Raw genomic sequence first — 11,578 nt, 5'->3', positions numbered from 1 at the left:
CTCACCGGTGACAACGAACTGGTGGCCACCAAGGTCTGCCGCGATGTGGGCCTGTCCGTGGGCGAGGCCGTGCTGGGCAGCGATATCGAAGACATGGACGACGCCCGCCTGGCCCTGGTCGTCGAGAGCCACAGCCTGTTTGCCAAGCTCACGCCGCTGCACAAGGAGCGCATCGTGCGCGCCCTGCGCGACAACGGCCATGTCACCGGCTTTCTCGGCGACGGCATCAACGACGCTCCCGCGCTGCGCATGGCCGACATCGGCATCAGCGTGGACGGTGCGGTGGACATCGCCAAGGAGGCGGCCGACATCATCTTGATGGAAAAAAGCCTGATGGTGCTCGAACGCGGCGTCATCGAAGGCCGGCGCACCTTCTCGAACATGCTCAAGTACATACGCATGACGGCCAGCTCCAACTTCGGCAATGTGTTCTCGGTGCTGGTGGCCTCGGCCTTCATCCCTTTTCTGCCCATGCTGCCCATGCACTTGCTGGTGCAAAACCTGCTCTATGACATCTCGCAGATCGCGATCCCATTCGACAACGTCGATGAGGAATTGATTGAAAAACCCCTGCGCTGGGAGCCTGGCAGCCTGGGGCGCTTCATGGTGTTTTTTGGGCCCATCAGTTCGGTGTTCGACATCCTGACCTTTGTACTCATGTGGTACGTGTTCCAGGCCAATACGGCCGAGGAGCAAACCCTGTTCCAGTCCGGCTGGTTTGTCGTGGGCCTGCTCACCCAGACCTTGATCGTGCACATGATTCGTACGCCCAAGCTGCCTTTCCTGCAAAGCTGCGCCTCCTGGCCGCTGCTGCTGATGACGGCCTTGATCATGGCCATTGGCATCTTCCTGCCCATGGGCCCGCTGGCTGGCTACTTCAAGCTGCAAGCCCTGCCCTGGTCCTACTTCCCATGGCTGGTCGCCATCTTGCTGGGCTACGCTACGCTCACCACGGTGCTCAAGCGCTTCTACATCCGCCGCTACGGCTGGCTATAACACCCTGGACCAAGGAGCCAGAATTTCATGCAAGCCCTGCAAAACATCCACCCTGAAGCCATGCTCGACACGCTGGTGAGCCTGGCTGCGGCCTTTATCTTTGGCAGCATCATCGGGCTGGAGCGCCAGTTTCGCCAACGCACGGCCGGCCTGCGCACCAATACCCTGGTCGCCGTAGGTGCTGCCGTTTTTGTCGATCTGGCTGTGCGCCTGGGCGGCGCCGACGGCGCGACCCGCGTCGTGGCCTATGTGGTCTCCGGCGTGGGTTTTCTGGGCGCGGGCGCCATCATGAAGGAAGGCGCCAACATCACCGGACTCAATACGGCGGCCACGCTCTGGGGCTCGGCCGCTGTCGGCGCCTGCGCTGGCGCCAGCTACATTGTGGAAGCGGCGTTGGCCACCTTGTTTGTGCTGGCCAGCAACACCTTGCTGCGCCCCGTGGTCAACCAGATCAACCGCCACCCGGTCAACGAAGGCGCCAGCGAAGCCGTCTACCGGGTCTACGCGATCTGCCACCGCCAGGCCCAGGCGGCCGTGCGCGAGCAGATGCTGCAAATTCTCGATAGCGCCAGCTACCCGGTGCGCACCGTGGAAAAACACGCTTTTGGCGCACAAGAGGCGGAAATAGAAGCCGAGCTCTATGCCACCTCGGTCAACGCGCAGGAGCTTGACGAGGCAGTGGCTGCCATTGCCCAGGTACCCGGGGTCTTGCAGGCGTTCTGGAACTCGGGCACCGAAGAATAAGCCCAGCCCTGGCGCCCAGGCGGCGCCAGCGGCTCAATCAGCCGGCGTGGGCGGCTCGGTGCGCAGCGCCTGGGGCACGGCCAGACCCAGATGGCGGTAGGCGGCCTGGGTCGCCATGCGCCCGCGCGGCGTGCGCTGCAAAAATCCTTGCTGGATGAGATAGGGCTCGATCACATCCTCGATGGTGCCCGCCTCTTCGCCAATGCTGGCGGCAATATTATCGAGCCCCACGGGCCCACCATCGAAGCGGTGGACCACGGCCTCCAGCAGCTTGCGGTCCATGACGTCAAAACCTTCGGGGTCGACATCGAGCATGGCCAGGGCCCGGTCGGCGATGTCCTTGGTGATGCGCCCATCGCCCTTGACATCGGCATAGTCGCGCACCCGGCGCAGCAAGCGGTTGGCAATGCGTGGTGTGCCGCGTGAGCGGCGTGCAATCTCAAAACCACCCTCGGCGTCCATGGGCACTTGCAACAAGCCTGCGCTGCGCATGACGATGCGCCCCAGCTCCTCTGCGTTGTAGAACTCCAGCCGCGCCACAATGCCAAAACGGTCGCGCAAGGGGTTGGTCAACATGCCGGCGCGGGTGGTGGCCCCGACCAGGGTGAACGGCTGCAAGTCAAGCTTGATGGAGCGCGCAGCCGGCCCCTCGCCAATCATGATGTCGATCTGGTAATCCTCCAGCGCCGGGTAGAGGATTTCCTCGACAACCGGGCTCAAGCGGTGGATTTCGTCGATGAACAGCACATCGTGCGGCTCCAGATTGGTCAGCAGTGCCGCCAGGTCGCCGGCACGCTCCAGCACCGGGCCGGAAGTCTGCCGCAGATTGACACCCATTTCCCGCGCCACGATATGTGCCAGCGTAGTCTTGCCAAGGCCAGGCGGGCCGAACAGCAACACGTGGTCCAGCGCTTCGCCGCGACGCTTGGCCGCCTCGATGAAGATTTCCAGCTGTTCGCGTGCCTTCTTCTGGCCCACGTATTCGTCCAGCAGCTTGGGACGCAGGGCGCGTTCCAGCGCCTCCTCCTGGGTGGACAGGCTTTGCTGGGTCACAATGCGTCGCTCGGGCGCGCCGCCAATCAGCTTGTCGGTTTCAATCATGGGTACTGCCGTGGTGGCTGAATCTCGAATCCGCCCATCTTACCACTGCGTTATACTGGCCGCTGGCCGATGCGTATTGCGCGGCCTGTGCTACGTCTTCAGGGCGGGGTGAAACTCCCCACCGGCGGTATGGCCTGCCTGTGCAGGCCGAGCCCGCGAGCGCCTTTTTCGGCTGAAAAAGGGTCAGCAGATCTGGTGCGATGCCAGAGCCGACGGTAATAGTCCGGATGAAAGAAGATGACAGCAGCGCCAGCCTGGCCATACCGGACTGGCGTAGTCCTGTCCGGGTGCCATGCTGCGCCGGTCTTTGCCATGGCCAAGGCCGACAGCCATATTGTGCCCTGCGCTGACTGCACCACATGGTGCAGCTGTGCGTTTTCACGCCCTGAAACGTGTTTCTCTGACTTTATCGAGGACCGTTTCATGTCATACCCACACAGCACCCATCTGCCATCACGTCTTGCCACTGCTCTCGCGGCCCTGCGTCAGGGCCTGCCCGTCATTGTCAGCGACGATGACGACCGCGAAAACGAAGCCGATCTGATCATGGCCGCCGATAACATCAGTCAGCCGGAAATGGCGCGCATGATTCGCGATGGCAGTGGTATTGTCTGCCTGTGCCTGACGTCAGAGCACGCAGCCCGGCTGCAACTGGCCCCCATGGTGCAGGACAACGGCAGCCGCTATGGCACGGCATTTACCGTCAGCATCGAGGCCACTCAAGGGGTCAGCACCGGCGTATCCGCCGCCGACCGCGTCACCACCATCCGCGCTGCCATTGCCCCCCACGCCAAGCCACAAGACCTGGCCCGCCCCGGCCATGTGTTTCCGCTAATTGCCCGCCCCGGCGGCGTGCTGGAGCGGCGTGGCCATACCGAAGCGGCGGTGGAGCTGGCCACACTGGCCGGTTTCAGTCCGGCGGGGGTGTTGTGCGAGCTAATGAATCCGGATGGCCGCATGATGCGTGGTGAACAACTGACACACTATGCCGCGCACCACGGCCTGCCCATGCTGACCGTGGCCGAGCTGGCCGACTGGCGTTGCCAGCAACAAGCTGAACCGCAGGCCGCCGTCTGCGCCTGATGGCATTCTGAAACGAGCAAGGCCAGCGGCATGCCGCTGGCCTTGTTGCTTGCCGATAGCCGGAACACAGCCCGCGTGGAACACTAACCCTTCATCAGGTTCTTCAGTGCCAGCCTTACCCCGTCGCTCACGGTCACATCTGCCGGCAGGCCCTTGGTGGCAGCTGCCGCTTCCTTCTCGTTGTAACCCAGCGCCAGCAGCGCATTGACGATATCGCTCTTGTCATCCGGCGTCGCCGCAAACGGCAGGCCGCCCGGCACCGCCAGATTGCTGCCGGTGGCCAGCTTGCCACGCAGCTCCAGCACCAGCCGTTCGGCGGTTTTCTTGCCGATGCCGGGTACCGAGGACAGCCGCTTGAGGTCTTCGCTGGCAACGGCCACCGCCAGTTCGTCCGCCGTCATGCCGGACAAAATGGCCAGCGCAATCTTGGCACCGATGCCACTCACCTTGATCAGCTGGCGGAAGGTCTGCCGCTCCTCCTTGCTGGCAAAACCAAACAGCAGATGGGCATCTTCGCGCACTACCAGATGGGTGAACAGCGTGGTTTTCTGTCCCAGCACAGGCAGTTGGTAAAAAGTGGTCATCGGCACATCCACTTCGTAACCGACGCCGTTGACATCCACCACCACTTGCGGTGGCAGTTTTTCGATAAGGGTGCCGCTGAGGCGTCCGATCATGACAAGAATTCTCCAGAATGAAATACCGCTCAGGCCAGCAGCAAAGCCACGGCCAGCAGCAGCGGAAACAGATTGGCCGCCATGATGGTGGCGATGATGGCCGGACGCAAGCGCGCCGGTTCGGCTGCATGCCACCACAGCTGCCCGCTGGCATACAACGATAGCGGCAGCGTGAGCAGGCCAAGCGCGGCAGTTACCGGTAACAACTGCCACCATAGCAATATGGCCAGCACGCCATAAGCCAGTACCACCAGCAGGCCATAACCTGCGCGTGCCTGCGTCAGCGGCAGCCGTACTACCCAATGCCATTTACCGGCCAACCGGTCGGCCTCGCGATCAGGAAACTGGTTGATATACAGCAGCAGGCTGGTGAGTACAGCAAATGGCAGGCTGGCCCACAGCAAGGACGGCAACCAGTTACCACTCAGCAATACCGCCATGCCCTGTGGCAACAATAAAAAGCACGCAGCCACACTCAATTCACCCAGACCACGGCTGTTAAGCCGCAATGGCGGGGCCGAATAGCCCCAGCCCAGCACCACCCCGGCAAAACCGATCAGCAGCAAGGGCAGTCCTCGCAAACTGACCAGATACAAGCCGCCAGCAATAACCAGCGCAAACAGACCATAAGCCAGGCGCTGCATCTGCATGACACTGAGGACGCCGTTCTGGATGAAGCGGCTGCCACCGGTAAAGGGAAACAGCCGCGCCGTATTTGCAGCATCCGTGCCATTGTGATGGTCGGCCACATCATTGATGACATTAACTGCGGCATGGGTGAGCAAGGCCAGCAACAGGCCCAGCACAGCCAACGGCCAGTACTGCCGTAAAGCCATCCAGCCGCTGCCCGCCATGCCAAGCATCACACCGGCCAGCGTGATGCTGAGAAAAGCAGGCCGCGTGGCCAGCCACCAGCGGGCCGGATGGTGTGCCAGGGCGGTGGCCTGCGGTTCGATGGCAACAGGGGAAGACGACATGGAAGACTCCGTCAGAATGATGCCCACAGCATAGCGCAGTCAGTCCTGGCTGTGCCTGCCCTATACCAGCCGGCCACCACGGACTTTCAGCCCCTGCCGCGCCAGTTGGCCGATGGCACCGCCGCTGAGATTGGCATGCGCCAAGGCCACCGCCAGCGCATCGGCCGCGTCGGCCTGCGGGGTGCCGGACAGATTGAGCATGCGCACCACCATGTGCTGCACCTGCTCCTTGGCCGCCTTGCCGTGCCCGACCACCGACTGCTTCACCTGCAAGGCGGTGTAGTCCGATACGGCGAGGTTGCGCAACACCAGCGCCGACACGCAGGCCCCGCGTGCCTGGCCCAGCATCAGCGTGGCCGCCGGATTGACGTTGACGAAAACCTGTTCGATGGCGGCTTCGTGTGGCTGATAGGTGTCGATCACGCCGAACAGCCCATCGATGATCACCTTGATGCGCTCCGCCAAGGGTGCGCCCTGCGGGGTGCGGATGCAGCCAGAAGCCACATAGTGACGCTGCTGGCCAACCAGGTCGATCACGCCAAAACCGGTAATGCGGCTACCGGGGTCCACCCCCAGAATGCGCCGACTCACGCCGACCAACCTGCAGCAATGGCATCGGCCTCGGCCAGCCGCTCCGGCGTGCCCACATCCAGCCACAGTCCATCCAGCCGGCTGCCACTCACCTGCCCTTCCGCCATGGCGGCACGCAGCAGCGGTGCCAGCTTGGCGGGTTGGCCGGCGGGTGTGGTGGCAAACAAGGCCGGGTGGTAGGCAGCGATGCCGGAAAAAGTCAGCCCGTTGCCTGCTTGCGGGCCAGGCGACAGCAGGCCGTTGTCCTGAAGGCCGAAGTCACCGGCCGGGTTGTGCGGCGGGTTGTCCACCAGCAGCAGGTGGGCCAGCCGGGTCTGGCCATCCAGTTGCCGCGCAGCCTGCGCGAGCACGGCAAAATCGACATCGCTCAGTACATCACCATTCACCACCAGAAAGGGCGCATCGCCCAGCAAGGGCAGCGCGGTGGCAATGCCGCCCGCCGTTTCCAGCGCACTGGCTTCCGGCGAATAGGCGATTTCCACGCCAAAGCGGCTGCCGTCACCCAGCACCTGCTCGAGCTGCGCCCCCAGCCAGGCGTGGTTGATCACCAACTGGCGAATACCGGCTGCGGCCAGGCGACGGATATGCCATTCAATCAAGGGCCTGCCACCGACCAACAGCAAGGGCTTGGGCGTGTGGTCGGTCAAGGGACGCATGCGCTCGCCACGACCGGCCGCCAGAATCATCGCTTTCATGCCCACCACATCAACCCTTGACACTCAGCACCGGATAGGCTGACTGCAGCTCGGCATCGGTGTCATCCTTGCCCACCAGCTCCAGCAGCAGTTGGTAGATCGGGGCCAGTTCCTGATAACGGCGCGTGGTGCGCTTGAGGTACTTGATGAAGCGCGGAATCTCGCTGCGGTACTTTTCCTTGCCGTCGCGGTGGTAAAGTCTTGCAAAGATTCCGGCCACTTTCAGATGGCGCTGCACACCCATCCACTCGAAATCGCGGTAGAAATCATCCACGCTTTCCGGCACCGGCAGGCCGACTGCACGGGCTTTTTCCCAGTAACGGATGGCGATATCCAGCACGAAATCCTCTTCCCATTCGATGAAAGCATCGCGCAGCAAGGACACCAGATCGTAGCTGATGGGGCCATACACCGCGTCCTGGAAATCCAGCACACCGGGGCGTTCCGTCGTCAGCATCAGGTTACGGACAATAAAATCGCGGTGCACGTAAACCTTGCTTTGCGGCAGGATGGCCGCCAGCAATTTTTCACAGCCAGCATCCCACAACTGGCGTTGGGCATAGTTGAGCGGCTTGCCCAGTTCCTTGGCGCAGAACCACTCGGGAAACAGGCTGAGTTCACGGCGCAGCAAGGCTTCGTCGTACTCCGGCAGCACGCCGGGCTGGCTGGCCTGTTGCAGTTGCACCAGGGTGTCCACCGCCTCCAGCAGCAGATGACGATGCACCAACGGGCGGGCATCGTGCTCCAGCGCCGCCAGCAGGGTCACCTTGCCCAGATCCTCCAGCAGAATGAAGCCCTGATCGCGATCACGCGCGATGATTTCTGGCACGTTCACCATGGCAAACACCTCGCATACCTTGACGTAGGCGTCGGTGTTCATCTTCTCTGGCGGGGCATCCATCACGATGCGCGAAGTGCCATCGGGAAAGTGTGCACGGAAGTAGCGGCGGAAGTCGGCATCGGCGGCGGCAAACTCCACCAGGATGTCGGTTTGCGGATACAGGCTGGAGAGCCAGCTCTTGAGTTGTTCCAAACGTTGCATGTCGGTTCGTCACGATGCTGATAGAATCGTGTGATTTTATACTGCCCACCTGTCCACACGATATGGCTTTGTGCATGCTCAAACTGCAGCCCACGAAAATGACACTGGCCCTGGCCGCCGCATTCTCGGTTTCTACCGCCCAGGCCGACGATAATGCGCCCCAGGCGCTTACCCCCCCGCCCGCAGCCCAAGGACAGACGCATGTCACTGCCGACCACATGGACGGGCAGATGCAGGACAAGCTCAAGGCCAGCGGCGATGTGGTGGTGATCCGCGACAACCAGACCCTGGAAGCGGACTGGCTGGATTACTACCAGCAACAGAACCGGGTAAAGGCGGGCAACCACTTCCGCCTCACCCGCGAGAAAGACGTCGTCACCGGTACTACGCTGGACTACTGGATGGACGAGCACACCGGCTCGGCCCAACAGCCCTCCTTCCAGATGGGCAGCCCGGATACCAGCAACAAGCCGGGTGGTGCCAAGCGCAGCCTGGCGCAGTCCGGCATCGCCTTCCGTGGCGATGGCAGCGAGGTACAGTTCACCGGACCAGACCAGTACCGCCTGATCAACAGTCGCGTGAACTCCTGCGTGGTGGGTGATGACTCCTGGTATCTGAAGTCCTCCACCCTGGACCTGAACTACACTACGAATATCGGCGTTGCCCGCAATGCCCGGCTGGAATTCCAGGGCGTCCCCATCCTGTACACGCCATGGATCGACTTTCCGCTGGATGGCAGCCGCAAGTCCGGCCTGCTGACGCCTACCTTCCGCTCCGGCACCACCGGCTTCGATATTGCGCTTCCCTACTACTGGAACATTGCACCCAATTTCGACGCCACCTTCACGCCGCACCTCAACCTGAAGCACGGCACCATGCTGGCTGGAGAATTCCGCTACCTGGAGCCGGGCTACGAAGGCAGCATTTATACCGAGCAGTTACGCAATGACAAGCTGACCAATACCAACCGCTATGCCTGGTATGCGACGCACAAACAAACCGTCGTCCCCGGCCTGACTTTCGGCTACGAGTACAACTACGTTTCCGACGTCAATTACTTCAGCGACTTCGGCGACCGCACCCTGCAGGCAACCAATATCAACCTCAAGCGTGAAGCCTGGGTGAAATACTCCACTGGTTGGCAGGGTGGCAATGTCGACACCATGCTGCGTGCCCAGCGCTACCAGACGCTGGAAGATCCGGTCATCGCTGCCGACCAGCCCTATGCGCGTCTGCCGCAAATGACGCTGGTGGCCAACCAGAAGCTGCCCGCCGGCCTGAGTTTCAACCTGCAAGGCGACATGACCCGCTTCTCGCACCCCACCTTGCAGACCGGTGACCGTTTCGTGGCCTACCCCAGCGTGACCTGGTCGCTGCTGGAAAAGAGCTGGGGCTTCATCAAGCCCAAGTTCGGGGTCAACTACACCAAATACGACCTGAACCCGCTAGGCAGCAATACCACGCCGGGCAGCACCATCACCCGGACACTGCCGATATTCAGCACCGATTCCGGCCTGTCCTTCGAACGTGATACCAAATTTGGCGGCAGCGACTACGTGGAAACGTTGGAACCGCGCCTGTTCTACGTTTACATTCCGGCCAAGGACCAAAGCAAGATCCCGAACTTCGACAGTTCGGAAAACGACTTCAACTTTGCCCAGCTGTTCTCGGAAAACCGCTTCTCCGGCTGGGACCGCATCAATGCCGCCAACCAGCTGACTGCAGCAGTTACCAGCCGCCTGATCAGCAGCGAGTCCGGTATCGAACGCCTGCGTGTCATGTTGGGCCAGCGCTACTACTTCAAGAATGAAGACACCTCGCTGTATGGCGACCAGATCACCCTGCAGAACAACAGCAAGGGCCTACTGGGCAGCCTGGGTGGTGATCTGACCAAATCATGGCGTCTGGACAGTACCTACGAATACAACCAGGACCTGTCCAAGACCCAGCGTTACAACCTGCAAGTACGTTACAACCCGGCACCGGGTAAAACGGTCAGCCTGCGTTACCGCTATGGCCGTTACGAACAGATCGGCGACACCACCCAGTATGGTCCGCTGCGCCAGATCGACCTGGGCGTGCAATGGCCGATCGCCCGCCAGTGGTATGCCGTTGGCCGCGAAAGCTATTCGCTGATCGACAACAAGCCACTTGAGCATCTGCTCGGTGTGGAGTACAACGACGGCTGCTGGACTGCCCGCTTTGTAGTGAAACGTGATTCGACGCTGGCCACCACCATTTCTTCAGCCTCAACCAGCACCGGTGTATTCTTCCAGCTGGAACTGCGCGGTCTTGGTGGTCTGGGCAGCAGCCCGACCTCCGACCTGAAGCTGGCGATTCCGGGCTACTCCAATATTTCCGACATCCAATCTTATTGACCATGAAAAAAACCCTGCTTGCTCTGTTGATCGCAACACTTGTCCAGACGACCCATGCAGCACCGGCCAACCCGGTCAATGAAATGGATCGCATCGTGGCTGTGGTCAACAAGACCGTGATCACCAATTTCGACCTGCAAAACCGTGTCGATGCAACCATCCAGCAACTCAAGGGCCAGAACATCACCCCGCCGGCGCGCGATGTCCTGGCGCACCAGGTGCTGGAACAGATGATTACCGAACAGGTACAGCTGGAATACGCCAACAGCAACGGCATGCGGGTGGACGAGCATGACCTGGACCTGGCCATCGACGACCTTGCCAAGCAAAACAAAATGGACGTGAAGGGCCTGCAGGCTCAACTGGCCAAGGAAGGCGTACCCTTTGCCCGTTTCCGCGAAGAAATCCGCCGCGAAATCGTGCTGGCACGCCTGAAAAACAATGAAATCGGCTCCCGTATCAATGTCACCGACAGCGAAGTCGATCAGGTACTAAAGAGTGCCCAGAGCGCCAATCGCAGCGAATACCATCTGGCCACCATCCTGGTCAGCACGCCGGAACGGGCCGATGCCAAGCAACTGGACAATCTGGCGGCCAAGGCCAACAAGGCACTGGGCGATCTGAATGACAAGCAGCCGTTTGCCAAGGTTGCCGCCACTTACTCTGATGCGCCGAACGGCATCAAGGGTGGCGATCTGGGCTGGCGCCCGTCCGCCACCTTGCCGCCGGAATTCGTCTCCATGCTGGACAAGCTCAACCCCGGCCAGCACACCGGCGTCATCCGCACGCCGCAGGGCTTCATGATTTTCCAGCTGATCGAAAAACGTAGCGGCAACCAACCCCTGCTGGTGGAGCAGTACCACACTTCGCATATCCTGATCCGCACCAATGAAGCAGTATCGGATGCCGATGCCAAGAACCGTATCCTGCAAATCCGCGACCGCATCCTGCGCGGGGCCAAGTTTGCCGAAATGGCCAAGCTGTATTCGGAAGACGGCAGCAACGCCAAAGGTGGCGATCTGGGCTGGGTCAACAAGGGCGACATGGTGCCCGAGTTTGAAAAAGCCATGCTGGCCCTGCCGGTAGGCACCGTATCCGAACCGGTGCGCAGCCCCTTCGGCTGGCACCTGATCCTGGTAGATGCCAAGCGCAACCAGGATGTATCTGCCGACCGCGAGCGCCAGACCATCAAGCAACAGCTGCGCCTGCGCAAGCTGGACCAGGCATACCTCGACTGGGTACGCCAACTGCGCGACTCGGCTTTTGTTGAAGAACGCCTCGACGACAAATAAGC

Annotated in this window: 11 protein-coding genes and 1 riboswitch; of the genes, 5 read left to right on the top strand and 6 right to left on the bottom strand. The window is 61.4% G+C overall.

What is annotated here, in order from left to right:
- Together QVF59_RS13020 and QVF59_RS13015 are read left to right on the top strand one after the other, a co-directional pair.
- The coding region (locus tag QVF59_RS13020) for an HAD-IC family P-type ATPase (protein ID WP_287880451.1) at positions 1-996 on the top strand (996 nt) is incomplete at its 5' end.
- 27 nt (positions 997-1,023) lie between these two features.
- The gene (locus tag QVF59_RS13015; protein WP_287880448.1) at positions 1,024-1,740 is read left to right on the top strand and encodes an MgtC/SapB family protein; all 717 of its coding nucleotides are present in this window, start codon (positions 1,024-1,026) and stop codon (positions 1,738-1,740) included.
- Between the two features lie 33 nt (positions 1,741-1,773).
- On the opposite strand, the gene ruvB is transcribed toward QVF59_RS13015, so the two are convergent.
- The gene (gene ruvB / locus QVF59_RS13010; protein WP_287880445.1) at positions 1,774-2,841 is read right to left on the bottom strand and encodes a Holliday junction branch migration DNA helicase RuvB; all 1,068 of its coding nucleotides are present in this window, start codon (positions 2,839-2,841) and stop codon (positions 1,774-1,776) included.
- A 90-nt stretch (positions 2,842-2,931) separates the two neighbouring features.
- A riboswitch (FMN riboswitch) is annotated at positions 2,932-3,084 on the top strand.
- Between the two features lie 180 nt (positions 3,085-3,264).
- Between ruvB and ribB the strand changes: the two genes are divergently transcribed.
- Positions 3,265-3,924 carry a 3,4-dihydroxy-2-butanone-4-phosphate synthase gene (gene ribB, locus QVF59_RS13005; RefSeq protein ID WP_287880444.1) on the top strand — a complete coding sequence of 220 codons (660 nt, stop codon included), beginning with the start codon at positions 3,265-3,267 and terminating at the stop codon, positions 3,922-3,924.
- A gap of 83 nt (positions 3,925-4,007) precedes the next feature.
- On the opposite strand, the gene ruvA is transcribed toward ribB, so the two are convergent.
- The 5 genes from ruvA to amgK are packed head-to-tail and all read right to left on the bottom strand — an operon-like array spanning position 4,008 to position 7,906.
- Positions 4,008-4,601, bottom strand: coding sequence for a Holliday junction branch migration protein RuvA (gene ruvA, locus QVF59_RS13000; RefSeq protein ID WP_159879964.1), 594 nt, complete (start codon positions 4,599-4,601; stop codon positions 4,008-4,010).
- A 29-nt stretch (positions 4,602-4,630) separates the two neighbouring features.
- The gene (locus QVF59_RS12995) at positions 4,631-5,578 is read right to left on the bottom strand and encodes a prenyltransferase (protein ID WP_287880443.1); all 948 of its coding nucleotides are present in this window, start codon (positions 5,576-5,578) and stop codon (positions 4,631-4,633) included.
- A gap of 60 nt (positions 5,579-5,638) precedes the next feature.
- Positions 5,639-6,169 (bottom strand): crossover junction endodeoxyribonuclease RuvC, encoded by a 531-nt coding sequence (gene ruvC, locus QVF59_RS12990; protein ID WP_159879968.1) that lies wholly within the window; start codon positions 6,167-6,169, stop codon positions 5,639-5,641.
- Positions 6,166-6,864, bottom strand: coding sequence for an N-acetylmuramate alpha-1-phosphate uridylyltransferase MurU (murU, locus tag QVF59_RS12985; RefSeq protein WP_287880440.1), 699 nt, complete (start codon positions 6,862-6,864; stop codon positions 6,166-6,168). The genes ruvC and murU overlap by 4 nt, the downstream gene beginning before the upstream one ends.
- 10 nt (positions 6,865-6,874) lie before the next feature.
- Positions 6,875-7,906: an N-acetylmuramate/N-acetylglucosamine kinase AmgK gene (gene amgK, locus QVF59_RS12980; RefSeq protein ID WP_159879972.1), complete on the bottom strand. Its 1,032-nt coding sequence runs from the start codon at positions 7,904-7,906 to the stop codon at positions 6,875-6,877.
- 98 nt (positions 7,907-8,004) lie between these two features.
- Here amgK and QVF59_RS12975 point away from each other — a divergent pair, with 98 nt between their 5' ends.
- Entirely contained in the window at positions 8,005-10,284 is a 2,280-nt protein-coding gene (locus QVF59_RS12975; protein ID WP_287880437.1) for an LPS-assembly protein LptD, read from the top strand.
- 2 nt (positions 10,285-10,286) lie between these two features.
- Entirely contained in the window at positions 10,287-11,576 is a 1,290-nt protein-coding gene (locus QVF59_RS12970; RefSeq protein ID WP_287880434.1) for a peptidylprolyl isomerase, read from the top strand.
- Positions 11,577-11,578: the final 2 nt, after the last annotated feature.

It is taken from the genome of Aquitalea sp., from assembly GCF_030150775.1.
Classification (GTDB): Bacteria; Pseudomonadota; Gammaproteobacteria; order Burkholderiales; family Chromobacteriaceae; genus Aquitalea; species Aquitalea denitrificans.
Note: the sequence above shows the minus strand (reverse complement) of the source record. Positions and strands in the feature narration are given on the sequence as shown.